The 21,374-nt window shown below is 63.3% G+C and carries 18 protein-coding genes; 7 read left to right on the top strand and 11 right to left on the bottom strand.

From position 1 onward, the window contains the following. Window positions 1–2 precede the first annotated feature (2 nt). The 8 genes from REH34_RS27590 to REH34_RS27555 form a co-directional block, all read right to left on the bottom strand. Entirely contained in the window at window positions 3–977 is a 975-nt protein-coding gene (locus REH34_RS27590; protein ID WP_311969940.1) for a threonine/serine dehydratase, read from the bottom strand. Between the two features lie 141 nt (window positions 978–1,118). Continuing rightward, entirely contained in the window at window positions 1,119–1,892 is a 774-nt protein-coding gene (locus tag REH34_RS27585; protein ID WP_311969939.1) for an ABC transporter ATP-binding protein, read from the bottom strand. A 31-nt stretch (window positions 1,893–1,923) separates the two neighbouring features. Further along, complete coding sequence (locus REH34_RS27580; RefSeq protein WP_311969938.1) at window positions 1,924–2,691, bottom strand: ABC transporter permease; 768 nt, start codon at window positions 2,689–2,691, stop codon at window positions 1,924–1,926. Next, window positions 2,688–3,635, bottom strand: a complete 948-nt coding sequence (locus REH34_RS27575; RefSeq protein ID WP_311969937.1) for an ABC transporter permease — start codon at window positions 3,633–3,635, stop codon at window positions 2,688–2,690. The genes REH34_RS27580 and REH34_RS27575 overlap by 4 nt, the downstream gene beginning before the upstream one ends. Before the next feature lie 3 nt (window positions 3,636–3,638). After that, window positions 3,639–4,763, bottom strand: a complete 1,125-nt coding sequence (locus REH34_RS27570) for an ABC transporter substrate-binding protein (RefSeq protein WP_311969936.1) — start codon at window positions 4,761–4,763, stop codon at window positions 3,639–3,641. A 34-nt stretch (window positions 4,764–4,797) separates the two neighbouring features. Continuing rightward, window positions 4,798–5,709, bottom strand: a complete 912-nt coding sequence (locus REH34_RS27565; protein ID WP_226502257.1) for a TauD/TfdA family dioxygenase — start codon at window positions 5,707–5,709, stop codon at window positions 4,798–4,800. 298 nt (window positions 5,710–6,007) lie between these two features. Continuing rightward, the gene (locus REH34_RS27560; protein ID WP_226502256.1) at window positions 6,008–6,370 is read right to left on the bottom strand and encodes a hypothetical protein; all 363 of its coding nucleotides are present in this window, start codon (window positions 6,368–6,370) and stop codon (window positions 6,008–6,010) included. A gap of 32 nt (window positions 6,371–6,402) precedes the next feature. Next, a complete protein-coding gene (locus REH34_RS27555; RefSeq protein WP_226502255.1) occupies window positions 6,403–7,089 on the bottom strand; it encodes a DJ-1/PfpI family protein in 687 nt (228 codons plus the stop codon). Between the two features lie 104 nt (window positions 7,090–7,193). On the opposite strand from REH34_RS27555, the gene REH34_RS27550 reads away from it, so the two are divergent. Both REH34_RS27550 and REH34_RS27545 read left to right on the top strand, forming a co-directional pair. Next, entirely contained in the window at window positions 7,194–8,171 is a 978-nt protein-coding gene (locus tag REH34_RS27550; protein ID WP_311969934.1) for a GlxA family transcriptional regulator, read from the top strand. A gap of 87 nt (window positions 8,172–8,258) precedes the next feature. Further along, entirely contained in the window at window positions 8,259–10,205 is a 1,947-nt protein-coding gene (locus REH34_RS27545) for a DNA topoisomerase III (protein WP_311969933.1), read from the top strand. A 227-nt stretch (window positions 10,206–10,432) separates the two neighbouring features. On the opposite strand, the gene REH34_RS27540 is transcribed toward REH34_RS27545, so the two are convergent. Together REH34_RS27540 and REH34_RS27535 are read right to left on the bottom strand one after the other, a co-directional pair. Further along, window positions 10,433–11,818 carry an MFS transporter gene (locus REH34_RS27540; protein WP_311969932.1) on the bottom strand — a complete coding sequence of 462 codons (1,386 nt, stop codon included), beginning with the start codon at window positions 11,816–11,818 and terminating at the stop codon, window positions 10,433–10,435. 89 nt (window positions 11,819–11,907) lie between these two features. Further along, window positions 11,908–13,110 (bottom strand): mandelate racemase/muconate lactonizing enzyme family protein, encoded by a 1,203-nt coding sequence (locus REH34_RS27535; protein ID WP_311969931.1) that lies wholly within the window; start codon window positions 13,108–13,110, stop codon window positions 11,908–11,910. A 233-nt stretch (window positions 13,111–13,343) separates the two neighbouring features. Between REH34_RS27535 and REH34_RS27530 the strand changes: the two genes are divergently transcribed. Continuing rightward, window positions 13,344–14,738 carry a sodium:solute symporter family protein gene (locus REH34_RS27530; protein ID WP_226502250.1) on the top strand — a complete coding sequence of 465 codons (1,395 nt, stop codon included), beginning with the start codon at window positions 13,344–13,346 and terminating at the stop codon, window positions 14,736–14,738. Window positions 14,739–14,772: 34 nt separating this feature from the next. Here the strand turns inward: REH34_RS27530 and REH34_RS27525 are convergent, their stop codons facing one another. Beyond that, complete coding sequence (locus REH34_RS27525; protein WP_226502249.1) at window positions 14,773–15,822, bottom strand: LacI family DNA-binding transcriptional regulator; 1,050 nt, start codon at window positions 15,820–15,822, stop codon at window positions 14,773–14,775. 302 nt (window positions 15,823–16,124) lie between these two features. Here REH34_RS27525 and REH34_RS27520 point away from each other — a divergent pair, with 302 nt between their 5' ends. From REH34_RS27520 to REH34_RS27505, 4 genes are all read left to right on the top strand, one after another. Next, window positions 16,125–17,159 (top strand): LacI family DNA-binding transcriptional regulator, encoded by a 1,035-nt coding sequence (locus REH34_RS27520; RefSeq protein ID WP_311969930.1) that lies wholly within the window; start codon window positions 16,125–16,127, stop codon window positions 17,157–17,159. Window positions 17,160–17,300: 141 nt separating this feature from the next. Continuing rightward, on the top strand, window positions 17,301–18,020 hold the full coding sequence (locus tag REH34_RS27515) for a gluconate 2-dehydrogenase subunit 3 family protein (RefSeq protein ID WP_311969929.1): 720 nt from the start codon (window positions 17,301–17,303) through the stop codon (window positions 18,018–18,020). 126 nt (window positions 18,021–18,146) lie between these two features. Continuing rightward, complete coding sequence (locus REH34_RS27510; protein WP_226502246.1) at window positions 18,147–19,925, top strand: GMC family oxidoreductase; 1,779 nt, start codon at window positions 18,147–18,149, stop codon at window positions 19,923–19,925. Continuing rightward, window positions 19,922–21,277: a cytochrome c gene (locus REH34_RS27505; protein WP_226502245.1), complete on the top strand. Its 1,356-nt coding sequence runs from the start codon at window positions 19,922–19,924 to the stop codon at window positions 21,275–21,277. The genes REH34_RS27510 and REH34_RS27505 overlap by 4 nt, the downstream gene beginning before the upstream one ends. Window positions 21,278–21,374: the final 97 nt, after the last annotated feature.

Here is a 21,374-nt window from a genome sequence, read left to right as displayed (position 1 = left end):
TGTCACTGCGCTTGCAGTATCTGCGCAAAACTGTGCGGGTCGACGTTGCCCCCCGACAGCACCACCGCTGCCGTGCGCCCCTCCAATGCCAGCTTGCCGGACAGCAGCGCCGCCAGCGCCACCGCGCCGCCCGGCTCGACCACCAGCTTGAGGTGCTCGAAGGCGAACGCCATGGCCTGGCGTGCTTCGTCATCGCTGACGCCCAAGGCGCCGGTCAGTTGACGACTATTGACCGCGAAGGTCAATTCGCCTGGCATCGGGCTCAACAGCGAATCGCAGATCGACCGTACCTCGCTGGGGTTGCCGACGCGCACGCCCTGGGCCAGCGAACGGGCGGTGTCGTCGAAGTCGCGGGGTTCGACCGCGTAGACTTCGATATCGGGGTGATGGGCCTTGAGCGCCGTACCGAGGCCGGCGATCAAGCCGCCGCCACCGCAAGGCGAGAGCAGCACATCGATGCGCTGCTCACCGGCCTGCTGGACGATCTCCAGCCCCGCAGTACCTTGCCCGGCCATGATCAGCGGATCGTCGAATGGCTTGACCGTGACGGCTCCCGACTCGCTCGCCAGTCGCGCGGCGATGGCTTCGCGGTCTTCGGTGTAGCGATCGAACAGCACCACCCGGGCACCGTACTCGCGGGTGCGTTGAATCTTGATCTGCGGGGCATCGGCGGGCATCAGAATGGTGGCCTGGAGACCCAGCAGGCGCGCCGCATAGGCCACGCCCTGAGCGTGGTTGCCGGACGAGAACGCCAACACACCACGCTGGCGTTGCTCGGGGGTCAGGCTGGAGAGCTTGTTGAAGGCACCGCGAAACTTGAACGAACCGGTGAGCTGCAGCACCTCCGGTTTGATCAGTACCCGGGCCCCGCAACGCTCGTTGAGCACGGCCGATTCCAGCAGTGGCGTGCGTATGGCGTGGCCGTCGAGGCGCTGGGCAGCGAGTTCGATATCCGCAAGGGTGACAACGCGATCCATGGTCGAGCTCCGATGGAGGTAGGCGATGAGGAGGTGCAAAGGCGCAGGATAACCTGAAGCCGTCAAAGGCCGACAGGCACAGATTACCCCTGCAGACACCATACACATCACATCGGCGGAGCCACTCGGACTGGCGTGGCCTCACTCCACCCCATGCTCCTCGGCAAAATCGCTCAGCAGATCATCGCGCAACGCGATGAACGCGCTGTCGCTGCGCCGCCGCGGACGCGGCAGGTCGACGTCCAGCACCCGGCGGATGCGCCCAGGATGGGGCTGCATGACCACCACGCGATCGCCGAGGAACACCGCTTCGTCGACATCGTGGGTGACCAGCACCATGGTGATGCGCTCCTGGGCCCAGATGCGCTGCAGTTCGTTCTGCAGACGATTGCGGGTCAGGGCGTCAAGGGCGCCGAAGGGCTCGTCGAGCAGCAACACCCGAGGCCGGTTGACCAGCCCGCGGGCAATCGCCACGCGCTGGGCCATGCCCCCCGACAGTTGCCGGGGATAGGCCTGGGCGAAACTCTCCAGCCCCACCAAGGCAATGTGCTCGCGTACGCTGTCATGCTTCTGCTGGGCCGACAGCGGTGCATTCTTGAGGCCCACCGCGACGTTCTGCTCGACGGTCAGCCACGGGAACAAGCGATGATCCTGGAACACGATACCGCGCTCCAGCCCTGTACCGCTGATGGCTGCGCCATCGAGCAGGATGCGCCCCTGATAGTCGCCATCCAGGCCGAGAATCAGGCGCAACAGCGTCGACTTGCCGCAACCGCTGGCGCCGACGATGCTGATGAACTCTCCGGGCGCGATGTCCAGGTCGATGTCCTCCAGTACCTGCAGAGCGGCGGCATTGCCGCGTTGCGCGTTGAACTGCTTGCTGATGTGCTGCAGGGACAGGCCGTTGGCGGGCATAGCGCGAAACCTCGATCAGAATGGAAAGACTTTATTCGGCACTGCCGTAACGCCGTTGCAAACGACGCTCCAGCGCCCGAGCCAGAGCGTTGAGGGTCCAGCCCACCACACCGATGACGACCATGCCGAACAGCACCAGGTCCATGCGAAAATGCTCGCTGCCATCGATCAGCAGATTGCCCACGCCCTCCCCCGACACCAGCAGGTATTCGGCGCCGATGGTGGCGAGCCAGGCGTACACCAATGCCAGGTAGATGCCGGTGAAGATCGACGGCAAGGCGGCGGGCAGCAGCACACCGATGATGGTCTGCCAGCGGCTGAAGCCATACACCCGCGCCACTTCGAGCAAGCCCGGCGGCACGTTGCGCAGGCCGTCGCACGTGTTGACCACCACCGGCACCAGCGCCGCCAGCGACAGGAATACCACCTTGGACACATCGCCCAGGCCGAACCACACCGAGATCAGCGGGATCCAGGCGAACAGCGACACTTGCTTGAAGGTATTGAAGCTCGGCCCCACCAGGCGCTCGAACAACGGCGACAGACCCAGCACGCAACCGAGGATCAAGCCCAGGCTGGTGCCGATGGCAAAACCACTGACATCCCGCGCCAGACTCGCCCCCAGGCCACGCCAGAACGGCAGCGAACCAAGCTGATCCCAGGCCGTTTCGAGCACCTTGGCAGGCGACACCAGCAGGCCCGACTGACTCCAGCCCTGTTGCACCGCCAGCCACCAGACCAGTACGGCCACCACCGGCACGACCAGGCCGCGATAATCGCGCGTTCTCACCGCGCTCATGCCAGACGCCCCGCGACCGGTGCGGCGCCGGTGTGCAAACGCCGTTGCAGCAAGTCGAAACTGCGATCGATCAGCCAGCCGATGGCGCCGACGACCACTACCGACGCCATCACCAGATCCAGCTGGAACAGTTGGCGGCCGTAGACGATCAGGTAACCCAGGCCTTCGCTGGACGCCACCAGCTCGACCACCACCAGCGACAGCCAAGCCTTGGTAAAGCCCAGGCGCAGGCCAGTGAACAGGGTCGGCAGCGCGGCCGGCAGTACCACATGGGTAATGCTCTGCCGACGGCTGAAGCCATAGACCCGGCCGACTTCCAACAGCCCCGCGGGCGCCTGCCGGAATGCCTGCAAGGTACACAGCGTGACCGGCACCAGCGCCGCATGGGCGATGAGTGCGTATTTGAGCGGCTCGCCGATACCGAAGATCAGCAAAGCAAAGGGCAACCAACCCAGGATGGGGATCTGCACCAAGGCATTGAACGTAGGCAGCAGGTAAGCCTCGACGGTCCGCGACAGCCCCATGCTCACACCGATCAAGGTACCCAGTCCGGCGCCCACGGCAAAACCGATCAGCACCCGTTGCAGGCTGGCACTGGTGTTGAGCCACAGATCGCCGCTGGTGGCGAGGTCGGTGAGCGTCTGCCAGACGTAGGCCGGTGGCGGCAGCACTTGCGCCGACAACCAGCCACGATCGGCGCCCAGGGCCCACAGGCCAAGCAGTGTCAAAGGCAGCAACCACGGTAACGCGAAGTAGATCGGCCGCGCCTGCCACAGCGGGCGACGCGCCCGGCTGTGACTGCTGGCCGGCTTGGCCGCAGCGGTATCAAGCGGCTGCGGCGTTGCGTTGCGCGGCGTCACTGGCAGAGTCTGGATCTGCGCGGCACGTTCCCGAGGGTGTGCCGGCAGACGCCCGGCGGTCGCTGAATGAGCACTGCTGGCCATGGCTTATTCCCCTTTCTTGGTGTCGACACTCGCGGCGGCCAGATTGGCGGCGGGTTGTTTGCCGTCAGCCGCATAGGCGGTCCAGAACTTCTCCAGGCCCTTTTTCTTCAAGGCATTGTCCAGATAGCGAGTGTCGAACCAGCCATCGATGCTCACGGGCCGGCGGATCAGCTTTTCCTCCAGCGACTGCTGAGCCACCAAGGCGTAACGGCCGCGGACGAAATCATCGATCAGGGGCGAGGTACTGTCGCGCAGCGCGAGGCCATTGAAGTCGGCCTTGATCGATGCAATGGGTTCCTGCGTCTTCGCCCATTCGATAATCACCGCGTCACGGTTGCCTTCGTTGGAGGCCCATTGCGCGGCGTCCACCAGGGTATCGACGACCTTCTGCACTTGTTCCTGGTGAGACTTCTCGTAGTCGCCGCGCACCAGCAACGCGGCCTGACGCGTGTAGCGCGGGTCGTTCTCGGCATTGTCGTAGATGATGTCGACCAGCCCTTCGTCGCGCAGCTTGAACAGCTCGCGGCCACCGAAACCGGCATCCACACCCTTGGCCGCGAGGGCCGCCAGGTTGCTGCCGGAGTCGAGGTTGATGATTTTCAGGTCGCGTTCCTTGAGGCCGTGGGCGGCCAGCAGGTTGTCCGCGACCAGTTGCAGGTTGGTCCCGCGAAACAGCCCGACCTTCTTGTCCTTGAGGTCCTCGATGGTCTTGATCGGCGAGCCCTTGGGCACCGCCAGATAGACCCTGGAACGCACCCCGGCCGCCGCCAGCAGCTTGGTGTCAAGACCATTGGCGCGGGCCACCACCTGCGGCATGTCGCCTTCATAGGCGAAATCCAGCTGCTTGTTGGACAGCGCTTCGTTGACCGCAGGCCCCGCGCCCTTGAAGAAGAACCACTGCACCTCGGTATCGGTGCCGGCGAAAGCCTTCTCCAGCAGTTGCTGATTGCGCAGGATGCTCACCGAGGAGCCACTAAAGGTCACTGGCTCGCCGCCGCCCGCCGAGGCCACGCCGATGCGCAGCACCTCGGCCTCGGCCTGGCCTGCCAGCAACGCAATCGCCAGCCCCAGCAATGCTCGGGTGTTTCGTTTCTTGCCATGATTCAACGACGGCTTGCGCACTGACATCGATAAGCTCCATCCAACGATTGAGGGTGTGGCGTTACGCAGCCAGATGCTTCTTATCGGCTTCGGTCTTCGGTGAACGGGTTTCCGGCGTCGGCTTGAGGGCCTGGCTGGGACGACCGTCGACGCCGACCGGCACATCGCCGTCGATGGTGGTGCGGCGCACGATGCGCTGGGCGTTACCGTAATCGTTGATGGCGATATGTTGCGTGGCGCGGTTGTCCCAGATCACCACGTCGCCTTCCTGCCAGCGCCAGCGCACGGTGTTGTCGAGGTGAGTGATACGCTCATGAAACAAACGCACGAGTTGTTTGGAGTCGTGGGAGCTGACGCCCTGAATATGTTTGACAAAGTGCCCGAGGATCAAACTTCTTTCACCGGTTTGCGGGTGCACCCGAACCAATGGATGTTCGGTTTCATACACTTCAGCGGCAAATTCGGTACGGTAACGCTTGGCGCCATCTTCCTGGGTATCGCGCGGCACCGCGTAATCATAAATATTGCTGTGTACCGCGCGCAGGCTGTCGGCCAGAACTTTCAAGGGCGTTGGCAAGTCGGCATACGCAGCAGCAGTGTTGGCCCAGACGGTGTCGCCACCGTAAGGCGGAATCACCACACCGCGCAGGATCGAAATCTTTGGATAGTTGGCCACGAACGTGACGTCGGTGTGCCAGGAGTTGGCGCGGGTTTCCTTGGCATCCAGGTGCAGGATGGCCGTGCTCTTCTCGGCTGAGCGCACGGTGGGATGGGGCACCTGGTCACCGAAGCGACGGGAAAAGGCTTCATGTTGCGAATCATCGAGATGTTGATCGCGAAAGAACAACACCTTGAACTTCAATAAAGCCTGCTCAATGGTGTTGAAGTCATCATCGGACAACTTTTCATCCAACTTCACACCGCTCAAGGCAGCGCCAATTTTACCAGCCACGGGATTGATCTGTATCGCCACGGTGCAACTCCTGACTCAGGGTTTGTTGTGGGAGCGATCATAAAGACATAAAACCGAGGTTGGCTAATCACCGTTTTGCATAACTATAGACTTGGCGCAAGCGACAGCCGTCTCTTCGCCGGCAAGCCTTGCTCCCCAGGTGTCAGTCAATAAACCTGTTTTCAGTGCAGGGACAGAGCGTGCTCGCGAAGAGATCGGCACGGCATGCAAGAACATCAGTTACTTCATTTAACGCTAACTCTATAACCAAACTGTTATTGCCGAATTATCAAACTTCGGCAATAACGGCTATAAGCATTTACAGGCAAGTCGCCAGAGCGGCAATCATCTGTTGCTTGGCAGGAGTATCGCTGTAGGCGAAAAAGTCGACCTGGGCACCGGCGCCGGCAGGGCTGACATCGGCCAGGTACTCGTTGTCACGGGTATAGACCGTCAGCCCGCCTTTGGCGCCAGGCTGGGTGTAGGCTGCCAGGTCCGCGCCGACCAGCGCCGGGTTCTGCCACGACACCGCGATGCACTGGGCGACATCCGCCGCCGCACGCTTGCCGGTGAAGCTGGCGACCACACCCCGCTCACGCACCGATGACATGGAGTGCAGCGCGCAGCCACCCAAGGTAGCCAGCGCCAGTGCCATCGCCGTTGCCTGTGTCAGAACCCGCATGCTGGAAATCCTTGCTGAAAAAGGAAAGGATTCTATGCCAGATCGCCCCTGGCAAGCACGCGCTCGACCACTTCGCGGCGGGTCGCCAGGGACGCGGCGGTCTTGCTGTGCGCAATCGCCAATACATCTGCCGGGGCGGTGTGCGGGCTGCCGCTGTCGAACGGCGGCGCCGGAGCGTACTCCAGCGCCAGTTGCAGCACCTGGGCGGCCTGCTCGCCCACCAGTTCCGCCGCCATCACCAGGCCGAAATCGATCCCGGCGGTGATGCCGCCACCGGTGATCAGGTTGCCGTCGCGCACCACCCGCTCCTGCACCGGGATGGCCCCCAGCGGCGCGAGCAATTCATGGTAGGCCCAGTGGGTGGTAGCGCGGCGACCCTTGAGCAGCCCGGCAGCGCCCAGCACCAGGGATCCGGTGCACACCGAGGTCACGTAACGTGCAGTGGCGGCCTGAGCGCGCAAAAAAGCCAGCGTCTGAGGATCTTCCATCAACGGCCCGACCCCGGCACCGCCCGGAACGCACAGCACATCCAGCGGCGGGCAAGCGTCCATCAAGGTGTCGGGCGTCAGGACCAGGCCGCTGCTCGAACGCAGCGGTGCCAGGTCCTTCCAGATCAGATGCACGGTCACATCCGGCAACGACGCGAGCACGTCATACGGGCCGGTCAGGTCGAGTTGCTGGATGTTGGGGAACAGCAGGAAACCGATATGGGTGGTCATGGCGAAGCTCCTGGGGAACAGCATCTGAGGATGACGGTAGACGAGACCCACTCTAGCGACGTAGGCTCTGGCGCATCCGCCAACCTACCCTCGGATCACGCCAAATGTCCCCTCGCCCGCGTATCGTCGATGTGCTCGCCTTCCCTAACGCACAGGTGCTGGATGTGACCGGGCCATTGCAAGTGTTTGCCTCGGCCAACGATCTGGCGCGTCAGCAGGGCCAGGCGTTGCCCTATGCGGTGCAGGTGATCGCGGCCCAGGCCGAACCGGTAATGACGTCCTGCGGCCTGGCATTGGTGGCGGCCCCCCTGCCCGCCAGCGACGCGCCCTGCGACACCTTGATCATCGCCGGTGGCTGGGGTGTCTACGAGGCGGCCTGCACAGTAGACCTGGTGGCCTGGGTGCGCGAACGCGCGCCGCACTGCCGACGCATGACCTCGGTGTGCACCGGGGCTTTTCTGCTGGCTGCCAGCGGCGTGCTGGACGGGCGCCGCGTGGCCACCCACTGGACCCGTTGCGAGCAGTTGGCGCGCACTTACCCGGCCTTGAAGGTCGAAGCCAACCCGATCTTCATTCATGACGGCCCGGTATGGACGTCGGCAGGTGTGACGGCGGGTATCGACCTGGCCTTGGCACTGGTCGAGGCCGATCTGGGCCGCGGTGTGGCCCTGGAGGTGGCCCGGCATCTGGTGGTGTTCCTCAAGCGCCCGGGCGGCCAGGCGCAGTTCAGCAACACGCTGGCGTTGCAGCAGGACGACAGCCGCTTCGGCGAACTGCACAGCTGGATTGCCGAACACCTGACCCATGATCTGTCGGTGAACACCCTGGCGGCGCAGGCGGGCATGAGCGAGCGCAGTTTCGTGCGCCATTACCGCAGCGCCACCGGCCAGACCCCGGCTCGTGCCATCGAAGCCTTGCGCCTGGAAGCCGCGCGCCGGCTGCTCGCCGAGACCGTCCTGCCGGTCAAGCGCGTGGCCAGCCAATGTGGGTTTGGCAGCGAGGAGACGCTGCGGCGCGCGTTTGTGCGGAGCATGGACATCACCCCGGTGGAGTACCGCGAGCGGTTTGCGCTCGAAGCTTGAAGCACTGTATACCCATACAGATAAAACTTGCCCAACCCGCCGTTTTTACTCATCCTGTGCATTCCGCTCCCCTGACAGCGATTGCCCATGCGTCTGTTCCTCTGCGAAAAGCCCTCTCAAGCCAAGGACATTGCCAAGGTGCTCGGCGCCACCCGCCGTGGCGATGGCTGCTGGCTGGGCAACGCGGTGACGGTCACCTGGTGCATTGGTCATCTGCTCGAGACCGCCCCGCCGGACGCCTACGACGAGCGCTACAAACGTTGGGTGCTGAGCGACCTGCCGATCGTGCCGGTACAGTGGAAAATGCTGGTGAAAAAATCCACCGCCAGCCAATACAAGGCGGTCAAGCGCCTGCTTGGCGAGGCCCGTGAACTGGTGATCGCCACTGATGCCGACCGCGAAGGCGAGATGATCGCCCGCGAGCTGGTCGATCATTGTCGCTATCGCGGCCCGATCCAGCGCCTGTGGCTGTCGGCGCTCGACGACGCCTCGATCCGCAAGGCCCTGGGCGCTCTCAAGCCGGGCGCCGAAACCTTCAACCTCTACCATTCGGCACTGGGTCGCTCGCGTGCCGACTGGCTGATCGGCATGAACATGAGCCGGCTGTTCACCCTGCTCGGGCGTCAGTCCGGCTATCAGGGCGTGCTGCCGGTGGGCCGGGTACAGACGCCCACTCTTCGGCTGGTGGTCGATCGCGATCGCAGCATCGCCGACTTCGTGCCCGTGGCGTACTGGGCCATCGACGTGCAGTTGCGCCGCAGCGACAGCCTGTTCACCGCGCAGTGGCAAGGTCCGCCAGACCACTGCGACGACCAGGGCCGCTGCCTCAATCAAGACAGCGCCCGCGCCGCCGCCCAAGCCATGACCCAAGCGGGCGAGGCGCGGGTCATCAAACAAAAGACCGAGCGAGTCCGTGAAGCCGCGCCGTTGCTCTTTGACCTCGGCACCCTGCAGGAGGTCTGCTCGAAAAAACTCGGCCTCGGCGCCCAGGAAACCCTCGATGTGGCCCAGGCCCTGTATGAAACCTACAAGGTCATCACCTACCCGCGCAGCGACTGCGGCTACCTGCCCCTCAGCCAGCACGCTGAAGCACCGAGCATCGTTGCCCAACTGGGCCGAGCCGACCCAGGGTTGAACGAATTGTTGCGCCACGTCGATACCAGCCGCCGCTCCAGAGCCTGGAACGATGCCAAGGTCAGTGCTCACCATGGCATCATCCCCACCGCGGCCAGCGTCGACCTCGCCCGCTTGCCCGGCAAGCACCGGGCGGTCTATACCCTGGTTCGCGCACGCTACCTGGCACAGTTTCTGCCCAACCACGAGTTTGATCGCACCCAAGTGGATCTCGACTGCGCCGGGCAACCGCTCAAGGCCGTGGGCAAGGTGATCGTCGAACCCGGTTGGCGCCGGGCCATGCCCGAGGCGGTAGCGGCCGCCGCCAAGGGCCGCGAACCTGCAGTGGTCCAGACCTTGCCGGCACTGGCCCCAGGCGATATCTGCACGGTGGCCAAGACGATCCCCAAGGACCTGTGGACGCAACCCCCGAAACCCTTTACCGAAGGCGACCTGATCAAGGCGATGAAAAACGTCGCCAAACTGGTGGACGACCCACGCCTCAAGCAAAAACTCAAGGACACTACCGGCATCGGCACCGAGGCCACCCGCGCGGGCATCATCCAGGGCCTGATCGACCGGGGTTACCTGACCAAGAATGGCAAGGCACTGGCTGCGAGCCCGGCGGCCTTCAGCCTGATCGACGCCGTGCCCCGGGCCATCGCCGACCCGGGCACCACGGCGATCTGGGAGCAAGCACTGGACATGGTGCAAAGCGGCGAAATGAGCCTCGAAGAGTTCGTCACTCGCCAATCGGCGTGGATGAGCAAGCACGTGGAACGCTGCATGGGCATGCGCATGAACATCACCGCTGGCCCTGCCGGGGTCAAGCCACCGTGGAAGGGTAAACGCAAAGGCAAAGCGGGCACCTACACCGCCAAGAAGCGCGCGCCCGGCAAGGCAAAGGCTGCTGCTTCGTGAATCAACGCCTTGGTTTTGATACTGCCCTGCGCCTTGCAGGTATAAAACCTGAACGCAGAGGACCTATACATGACTGCCTGTTGGGTCGCGGATTTTTCGGATGGCCGATGGGAGCTGGACCATTCCCCATTCCCCACTCCCCAATCCCCAATCTCCAAGCACCCAATACGCAAAAAAACCGCCATCCGAAACACGGTGGCGGCTTCTTTCCAAGGCAAGCCCCCTCGCTACAGGCTGGTTGACGCTACATGGGGCACCGCAGTATCGGTGTCGGCAACCGGCAGCTCATCATCGGGACGACGCAGCTCGCCAACGATGAACGCATAGCTGATGAACGCCCCGGCGGCATTCAACGCCACATAGATCAACGCACCATTGAACGACCCCATGGACTGCACCATATAGCCGATCACGATTGGCGTGACGATCCCGGCGACGCTGCCGAAGGTGTTGAAGATCGCGCCGTTCATGCCCGCACTGCGTTTAGGCGAAACGTCGGAGATGATCGCCCAGCCCAGTGCGCCCATGCCCTTGCCAAAGAACGCCAACGCCATGAACACCACCACCAGCACATCGGTCTGCACGTAGTTGCACAGGATCATGCTCATCGACAGCGCCATGCCAATGAAGATCGGCAACTTGCGCGCCTTGGTCAGCGACACACCCTTGCGCAGCATCCAGTCGGAAATCAGGCCACCACCGATGCCGCCGATAAAACCGAAGATCGCCGGAATCGCGGCCAACAGACCCGCATTGAGGAGCGACAAGCCGCGTTGCTGCACCAGGTAGACCGGAAACCAGGTCAGGAAGAAAAACGTCAGGGTGCTGATACAAAACTGCGCGATGTAGATGCCCAGAAACATGCGCTGCCCCAGCAACTCCTTGGCGCTGGCCCAGGTTTCGCCCCAGCTCTGCTTCTTGCCGGCCGACGGCGGATGCTCCTGCAGATTGGCGCCCCCGTCGCGGATCTCCTGGAGCTCGACGGCGCTCAGCGAAGCATGGTCGACCGGTGCCTTGATGCGCCACACGAACACCAGGCCGATAGCGATACCCGCAGCGCCCATCACGTAGAAAATCCACGGCCAGCCCCAACGCGTCGAGATCCACGCCAGCAGCGGCGTGAACACCACGGCAGCGAAGTACTGCGAGGCGTTGAAGATCGCCGTGGCCGTGCCGCGCTCGGCGGTCGGAAACCACATCGACACGATCTTGCTGTTGGCCGGGAAGCACGGCGCTTCCGCCACACCGACCAGAAAGCGCAAAGCGAACACCGCGAAGAACGCCAATCCCAAAGGCATGATGGCAACGGTACCCACCGCCGCAGTGAACACCGACCAGGCAATGATTGCGATACCCAGCACCTTGACGCTGCCGAAACGGTCGATGGCCAGGCCGCCGGGCAGTTGCAGCAGCATGTAGGCCCAGGCGAACGCCGAGAACAGCCAGCCCATTTCTGCGTGGCTGAGGCCAAGTTCGTTGGAGACGCTGGCACCCGCGATAGACAAGGTCGCGCGGTCGCCCTGATTGATGATCATCATGATGAACAGTAAAGCGATCACCTCGAAGCGGCGATGCTCGGCGATATAACGCCGAAGAGAAGCTATTTTTTTCATTGTAATTCTCGATACCGGACAGCGGTGGTTAGCGCCAGGCCAGCGGGGTATCCGCGGCCTGCGCGGTGCAATGGGTCCTCAATGGGCGATCAACGACGGGTCTCACGAATGATAGCGTCGGGACGCTGCTTGACCTCAGGCCGCAACGCGGTACCCAACCCAGGCAGGGTCGGTGCCGCAGCAAAACCTGAAGTGATTTCAGGCAAATGCGTGACCAGCTCGCCGTACCAGGTCGACAGCGACGCGCGCACCACTTCCTGCAACACGGCAGTCGGTGCATGCAAGCCTAACTGCAGGCCGGCGAACAAGGCTACCGGCCCGGTGCAATCGTGGGGCGCCAGCGGCTTGTTATAGATCTGCGCCAGCGCAGCGATCTTGCGGGCTTCGGTGAAGCCGCCACACCAGACCAGATCCAGCATCAGAAAGTCCATGCTGCCGGCGTTCAGCAGATCGCGGTAAGCAGTGCCGCCACCCAGAGTCTCGCTGGCGCAGATCGGCACTCGGGTGCGATTGCGCAAGTCGGCCAGGGCCTGGGCGTCGTCCATCTTGCACAGCGGATCCTCGACCCAGTACACGTCGAACTCTTCCAGGGCCTGGCAGATACGCAATGCCGCAGCGCTGTCCCACAGGCTGTGCAGCTCGCACATGATCTCGATGCGATTGCCCACCGCCTTGCGGATCTGGCGGAAGGCTTCGACGCCCTGCTGCACCTCGGCGAGGCTGATGGTGTTGGCGCCCGCTTGGCGGGCGAAACGGTCGAACGGCCAAATCTTCATGGCCGTGTAGCCCTCTTCCACCAGGCTCACGGCCAGGGCGCCAGCGTCGCGAGCGAAGGCCAGTTGATCGTCGTAGGGCCCCTGGGCACGGTCGTTCGCGGTGATCTCCCGGCGAGCGCCTTGCTGGGTGTTGAAGTCGTAGCCGGCGCAGGTGTTGTACACCCGGATGCGATCGCGGCAGGCACCGCCGAGCGCCTCATAGATGGGGATACCGTGGCGCTGGCCCTTGAGGTCCCACAGGGCGATGTCCACCGCGCTGGCGGCACGGATCTCGGCGCTGGCGCTGTGAAAACCGACGTAGGGGGTGGTCAGCTCGAGCGAGATGGCCTCGATCTGTCGGGAATCGCGACCGATCAGCCCCGGCGCGATCAACTCGTGCACCGCCGCTTCGACGGTCGCCGCACCGCGGAAGGTTTCACCAAGGCCGATCAAGCCTTCGTCGGTCTCGATTTCCACCCAGATCAATTTGGGCCGCTCGGGCAGCCGGAGCGTACGCACGCAGGTGATTTTCGACATCTTCAGGTTTCCTGAACTCTTGTATTTGGAAATTATTTGCACAGTCGTGACCAGTGGTAACCGTTGGTAGCGTTACCATTTGATAGCAAACCTATCCCATCCAAACCAAGTCTACAAGGAAGACCATCGTCTAGCTTTGAAAAAAAGCTTGAATGGTAACGCTACCATCCCATACTGAGAGCAATTGCCACAGGCAATCCAATAACCATAAAAACCAGCAGACCGGAGAAAAGATGAGCACTAGAACCGTCATCATCCTGTGCCTAACCGTCGTGTACTTCGTGGTCATGACCTTGATCGGCTACGCGGTGCGCAGACACGCCAAAAGCAGCGAAGGCTTCACCAACGGTGGCCGCAGCTTCCCGGCCTACCTGATCGGCGCGCTGCTGCTGTCGGAATTCATCGGCAGTTCGGTCAGCCTGGGGACCGCGCAGAAAGGCTTCGAAATCGGCATCTCCGCCGCCTGGAACCTGGTCGCCCTGTCCCTGGGCTTCTTGTTGCTGGCCTACGTCATGGCCAAGAAGTACAAGGAAACCGGTCTCAACACCATCTCTGCCATCCTTGCGCAAAACTACGGCGAAGGGGTGCGCTACGCGGCATCCATCCTGACCATCTTCGCCCTGAGCATCGTCTGCGTGGCGCTCTATGCCAGCGGCGGCGCTGTCTTGGCCGCAGTACTGGACATCGACAAGAACCTCGCCATCGTACTGGTCGGCATCGTCACGGTGTTCTACGTCAGCCTCGGCGGCATGCGCTCGGTGGTGTACACCAACTTTGTGCATGCCCTGATCAAGTACATCGGCATCCTTGTGGCGCTGGTCTTCGCGCTCAAGTCGTCCGGCGGCATCACGGCCTTGCAAGCCCAGTTGCCGGCGCAGATGTTCGCCTGGGACGCCGTGGGCTGGGGGCAGATCTTCGCCTGGATGATCGGCGGCATCGGTTCGATCTTCGCCACCCAGTACGTGATTCAGGCACTGGTGAGCAGCGACGACGAAAAGACCGCCAAGCGCGCCTGCCTGTATGTCTCGAGCCTGATGATCCCGTTCGGCCTGGCCACCGCCCTGATCGGCATGTGCAGCGCCCTGCTCTATCCCGGGATCAAATCCATCGACGCGCTGCCGGTGCTGATCACCCACATGCCGACACTCGCCGCCAGCCTGGTGGTGATCGGTCTGGCGGGGGCGCTGTTCGGTGGGATCTCGGCCGGGACCCTGGCCTCGGCCACCCTGGCGATGAAAGACTTCTACAACCCGATGTTCAACAAGGAAGGTAACGATCGCAAGTCCGGGATCTTTATCCGCGTGGCGATTCTGGTGCTGGGATTCGCGCCGCTGATCCTGGCGATGTATGCCGACAAGCTGTTGATGATCGCCTTCCTCGGCAAGGCGCTACGGGCCACCCTGGCGGTGGTGGTGCTGATGTGCTTTTACGCCCCGCGCTTCGGTACACCGCGTGGTGCACTGGCCGGGATCATTCTGTCGGTGATCAGCACGATCGCGTGGTTTCTGGCGGGCAACCCCTATGGTATCGACAGCTCGTATTTCGCCCTGGCCAGCCCGTTGCTGACCATGGGAATCAGTGAGTTGCTCAAGCCTGGCCAGCCGCGCAGGGCCGAGTCGCCTAGTTGATAGCCACCCCATCGAACCCTGTCTGGGGCTGGGGTTACTGGGCTGAGGCGGTGCTGCCGCGCTCCATCAAGGTAAAGCCGATATCGATTGCCGCGTTTTGCGTCGTCTGGCCCAGCAGCCGCTCCAGCAGCATTTGCGCGGCGCAATCGCCCATGTGCTTGCCATCGATGCGCACCGTCGACAACGCCGGGAAGGTATGACTGGCGAAGTTCATGTCGCCAAAACCCATCACCGCCAGCTCCTGCGGCACCCGAATGCCACGGGCCGCAGCCTCGGTCAGTACGCCATGGGCGATGGTGTCGGAAGTGCAGACGATCATCAACGGCCGCTGCGCCGACAGTTCGATGCCGTCGAGCAGCACGCTCAGCCCCGTGCGGCCATGGGCCAGGGTCGGCAGGCCCTGGAACACCTGCTGCGGCACCTCGGTGAGGTCGCGCTCGGCCAGCGCCTTGATGAAACTGTCGGCACGCCGCAGGCCGCGTGGGTCGTTGACGGCCAGCAAGGCGAACTGCTCGTAGCCGCGCCCCAGCAGGTGGCGGGCGACCTCGCGGCCCACTTGCTCATGGGAAAAGCCCACCAGCATGTCGATCGGCTCGGGGCTCAAATCCCATGTCTCGACCACCGGCACCCCGGCAGCGCGCAGCCGATTGCGACTGGCGGGCGTGTGCAGGGTACCGGTGAGGATGATGCCGTCGGGGCGGCGGCTGAGGATCACGTCCAGCAGTTCTTGTTCTTGCTCGCTCTGGTAGCCGGAGATACCCAGCAGCACTTGGTAGCCGGAGCGGGTCAGGCGGTCGTTGATGGCCTGGAAGGTGTCGGAAAATATCGGGTTGGTGACCATTGGCAGCACCACCGCCACCAACCGGCTGCGGTTGCTTGCCAGGGAGCCGGCCAGGCGGTTTTGCACATAGCCGGTCTGATCGATGGCGCGCTGCACCTTGAGGCGGGTTTCGCTGCGCACGGTATCGGGCTGATTGAGGCAGCGCGAGACCGTCATCGGTGCCACGCCGGCCAATCGGGCGACATCGCCCAAGGTAACGCCACGGCCGGCGCGGCGGCTGCTGTCCGGAGTCTTGCCCGTCATTGTCTGTGTGTTTTCCCGGCGGTTTCAGGTGTGATTCGAGGCGCGCTGCAATCAAGCGTTCAGGGGGTGGATCGTATCAGTCGCGCAGGGTCACAGGCGAGCGGCGCTGACATCGGCCACCTTCTACCGGTATATTCAGCGCCGCCTGGCAGGCTCGCCTCGGGATTTGCGTTGTAACTCAGGGCGCCTTCGCGACCACACTTGGCGTCCACAGGTATTCGACGCCGAGGGGGCAAAGCGCACTTGCCGAGGGGCCGGCAACATTCACCCACCACCAAAGCAACATGCACGGAAGGGTCGTCTTGGATAGCGCTAAACACAAAAAAGGCCTGACTGACGTGGCCGAACTGGCCGGGGTCAGCCTGAGCACCGTCGATCGCGTGCTCAACGAGCGCGGCAGCGTTTCAGACGTCAAACGCCGCAAGGTGCTCAACGCCGCACGCACGCTGGGCCTGCGGCGCCTGCTGCCCTCACCCGTGCATGGCCTGCTGCGCTTCGACCTGTTGATGGTCGAAAGCCACACCGACCACTACCAGCGCCTGACTCAGGCCTTCCAGCGCCAGGCACGGCTGCTCAAGGCTCGCCTGGTGCTGCAACACCAGACCTGGCACGACCGCAACCCGCAAGACCTGCTCGACTTCATCAATCGTCCGCGCACTGCGCGCCAGGGGCTGATCGTGGTCGCCCACGACACCCCCGCGATCCGCGCCGCCCTGCAACTGCAGATCGCCCGCGGCGTGCCGGTGGTGTTGCTCACCAGCAGCCTGTCCGGGCTGGTGGGCGCCACCTACATCGGCATCGACAATCATGTGGCCGGGCGCAGTGCCGGGCGCCTGCTGGGGCAGTGGCTGGGGGCCTGCCCAAACGGTGGCCAGGTGCTGCTGATCACCAACTCGCTGCTCTACCACGCCCACCAGCAGCGCATCGGCGGTTTCATGCAGGTGCTGCACGAGCGCGCGCCTCACCTGCAGATCAGCGCCCCGGTCGAGTGCCACGACGACGACGCCCTCACCGCCCGCGCCGTGCACCACGCCCTGGACAACGGCGCCACCCTGGCCGCCATCTACAACACCGGCGCCGGTTCCGAAGGGATCCGCCAAGCCCTGCTGGCGCGCAATATCCGCCCCGCCTGGATCACTCACGAGGCCAGCCAGCAACACGCCCGGTTGCTGCGCGAGGGCGTGCTGTCACTGGTGCTCGATCAGGATCCGGAAGGCCAGGCCGACGCCGCCATCCAGCACCTGCTGTACGCCAACGGCGATCTGGACATCCCACCGCAGATGCACCCGCAACTGCGCATCGTCATCGACGAGACCTTGCCCCACCGAGCTTCATGAAAGTTTCTTGAGGGGAACACGTCAATTGGTTAATGGCGCGGTGATATGTCGCGCCTTATCATCGCCCGCCGTGACTGGTCGGTCGCGAGGGCTCTGGCCTGCGCGTCGATCGCTACTTCCTCCCCCCAAACAGGATTCATCATGCAGCGCAGAGATTTTCTTTCATCGGCGTTGGCACTGGCCGCCGCGTCCACCCTACCGGCTGCGCGCGCCGAAGTGGTCACCGGTGGCCAGCCCTGGGAACCTGGCAAAGCCAACGTTCCGGCGCTGGCCGCCCCCCGTCAGGGTGGCCTGGCGTATTTCACCCAAGCCGAGTTCGAGACCGCCGGCGCCTTGGCCGAACGTCTGATCCCGGCCGATGACCTCAGTATCAGCGGCAAGGAAGCAGGCTGCGCCACCTTCATCGACCGCCAACTGGCCGGTGACTATGGCCGCGGCGCCACGTTGTACCGCCTCGGCAAATTCGTCAAAGGCACCCCCGAGCAAGGCACCCAATCGCCCTACACCCCGGCCGAGCGCTGGCGCAAAGGCCTGGCCGCGATCGACAGCCATTGTCAGCAAGCCTTCAAGAAAACCTTCGTGCAACTGGACGGCACCCAGCAGGACGATCTGCTGCGCAGCATGGAGAACGGCACCCTGGCGCTGGGCGACGACGTCGAGACCAAAGAGCTGTTCGAACAGATCCTCGCCAATGTCCGTGAAGGCTTTCTGGCCGACCCGATCTACGGCGGCAACAAGGACATGGCCAGCTGGAAAATGCTCGGTTTCCCAGGCGCGCGCTACGACTTCCGCGACCTGATCGGCAAGAAAGGCCAGAAGCTGCAGATCATCCCTACCAGCTTGATCGACAACACCCTCTGACCGACCTCGGAGGCGCGCCGCCCCCTGTGTGACAGGCGTAGCGCGGAAAAATTATGTGAGCAGTGCGGTCTCCCCGACACCTGCCGTCTTGCCTGTGATTGACGAAGTATTGATGAGGTATTGTTCATGGCGAATGTACGCCCAAAAGCTGACGCGGTAATCGTCGGCCTCGGCTGGTGTGGTTCTTTGATCGCAGAAGAACTGACCCGTGCCGGACTCAACGTGGTAGCGATAGAACGCGGCCCGTGGTTCGAAACCTCCACCGATTTCCCGCCGTCGGTCGACACCGACGAATTGCGCTGGGACACGCGCCGCAGCATGCTGCTGCCGCCCGCCATCGAAACCACCACCTTTCGCAACAACCGTTCGCAAACCGCCCTGCCCACCCGCGACTGGAGCCTCAACGAGCTCGGTTACAACGTCGGCGGCTCGGGCACTCACTGGGCCGGCATGGCCTGGCGCTTTTTGCCATTCGACTTCGAGCCCTACAGCTACACCCTCAAGCGCTACGGCAAAAAGCAACTGACCGAAGGCCTGATCGTGCAGGACTGGGGCGTCACTTATGACGACCTCGAACCCTTCTATGATCGCTTCGAGAAAATCGCCGGTGTATCCGGCAAGGCCGGCGTGCTCAACGGCAAGCAGATCGAAGGCGGCAACATCTTCGAAGGCGACCGCAAGAGCGAGTTCCCGCTGCCGCCACTGGCCACCACGCGCCTGACCGATCTGTTCACAGAAGGCTCCAACAAGCTTGGCCTGCACCCCTTCATGGTTCCAGCCGGCCAGGCCTCCCAGGCCTATACCAACCCGTTGGGCGTGCGCATGGGCCCGTGCACTTACTGCGGTTACTGCCTGTACTACGGCTGCGGCAACTTCTCCAAGTCGAGCCCCAATGCCTGCGTGATCCCGGCGCTGATGCAGCGCAGCAACTTCACCGTGCTGACCGAGTCCGCTGTACTGCGCGCCAATCTCGCCGAAGACGGCAAGACTGCCACCGGCGTGACCTACCTGGACCGCAACCAGAAAGAATGGGAACAGCCGGCCGACATCGTCATCTTCTCGGCCTTCCAGATGCAGAACGTGCGTCTGCTGTTGCTCTCCAAGATTGGCAAACCGTACAACCCCGAAACCCGCAGCGGCGTGGTCGGTCGTGCTTACAGCTTCCAGACCGTGTCGGGCGCCAACCTGTTTTTCGAAGACGAGCAGCTCAACCAGTACATCGGTGCCGGCGCCCTCTCGGTGCAGGTTGACGACTACAACGGTGACAACTTCGACCACACCGGCAAGGGCTTCATCGGCGGCGCCGGGATCCTCGTGGTCGCCCGTGGCGCACGCCCGATCGGCAACGCCGACGCGGTACCGCCAGGCACCCCGCGCTGGGGCAGCGAGTGGAAAAAGGCCTACAAGCACGCCTTTCAGAACGGCACCTTCATCTTCAATCAGGGCACCAGCTTCTCCCACGACGAGTGCTACCTGGACCTGGACCCGGAGTACAAGGACGCCCACGGCGATCCACTGATCCGCGTGACCTTCGACTACAACGAAAACGATCGCCGCATGGCGAAATTTACCGAAGACAAAGCCGTCGAAATCGGCAAGGCCATGGGCGCCAAGATCGTCAATGGCTTCGACTCGGCGGCCATCAACTACGGCCCGTACCTGCCAGCCAGTGACCACACCATCGGTGGCGCGGTCATGGGCACCGATCCGAACACCAGCGTGCTCAACCGCTTCCAGCAAAGCTGGGACGTGCACAACGTGTTCGTGCTCGGCGCTTCGTCGTTCCCCAACAACGCCGGCTACAACCCGACCTCCACCATCGGCGCCCTGAGCCTGTGGACGGCCAAGGCCATTATCGATCAGTACCTGGCCAAACGCGGCCCTCTGGTGGAGATGCCAGCATGAAGCCCCGTTTTCGCATGACCCTCGCCGCCGTCGCCGTGCTGTCCATGGGCAGCGCGCTGGGCCTGTACGGCGCGCTGGGCATGGCCGATGCCGCCGACGGTATCGTCCAGCCTGGCCAGCAGAGCGGCGACGCTCAGGGCATCAAGGCCCAGCCCAACAGCGCCAAGGAAGACCCGGCGGTGATCCGTGGTCGCTACGTCGCGATCGCGGGCGACTGCGCCGCATGCCACACCGATCCGCACCAAGGCAAACCGTTCGCCGGTGGTTACGCCCTGGAAACACCGTTCGGCCAACTGCTGGCCAGCAACATCACCTCGGACAAGACCACCGGTATCGGTGCCTGGACCGAAGAGCAATTCACTCGCGCCGTGCGTGAAGGCAAGGGCAAGGACGGCGAAAACCTCTACCCGGCCATGCCGTACAACGCCTACGTGAAAGTCAGTGACGCTGACATGCATGACCTCTGGGCCTATATGCAGACCGTGCCTGCCGTCGACAACAAGGTGGTTTCCAACCAGCTGCCCTTCCCGTTCAACATCCGCCTGATGATGATGGGCTGGAACCTGCTGTTCTTCGACAAGAGCCCCTTCGTGCCGGTGGCCGGCGCCAACGAGCAGATCAACCGTGGTGCCTACCTGGTGCAGGGCCTTGGCCACTGCGCGGCGTGCCATACCGCGAAGAACTTTCTGGGTGGCGACAAGAGCGGCGCCTTCCTGCAAGGCGGCGACCTGGCCGGCTGGCATGCACCGGAAATCACCAGCAACCGTTATGTGGGCATCGGTGCCTGGACACCGGCGCAGATCGTCCAGTACCTGAAGACTGGCAGCAACGACATTGCCGTCGCTTCCGGGCCGATGGCTGAAGCGGTGACCAACTCCACCCAGCACATGACCGATCAGGACCTGCAGGCCATCGCCGCGTATCTGCAGACCCTGCCCGGCTCCTCGGCGACCAAGCCAGCACCTTTGACGGCAACCGAAAGTGCCATGAAGCAAGGGGCGAACGTCTACTCGGCCAACTGCTCGGCGTGCCACAACAGCGACGGCAAGGGCATCAACCAATTGGCGGCCGGCTTGAACAACAATCCGTCCCTGCAATCGGCCAGTGCCGCGAGCCTGATCACCACCGTGCTGCAAGGCGGTCGGGGTGCGGTCACCCTGGACAATCCAACCAGCGGCGCGATGCCGAGCTTTGCCTGGAAGCTGTCCGACCAGCAAGTCGCCTCGACCCTGACCTATATCCGCAACACCTGGGGTAACGCCGCGCCGGCAGTGACCGCAGACGACGTCGCCAAGGTACGCAAGGACCTCAAGCTACCCGGGCAGTTGAGCGCCACAAGCGCTGCGCAGTAAAGCTTGCAGTAACGCGCGCGTTGCAATACCTGCATTACAAAAAAAATGACACGGCGGCAGCCACCTGCCGCCCGTGGATCTAACACAAAAAGGGATG

Source organism: Pseudomonas baltica (genome assembly GCF_031880315.1).
Lineage (GTDB): Bacteria > Pseudomonadota > Gammaproteobacteria > Pseudomonadales > Pseudomonadaceae > Aquipseudomonas.
The sequence above is the reverse complement of the archived record's forward strand: the minus strand, read 5'-3'. Positions and strand labels throughout refer to the sequence as shown.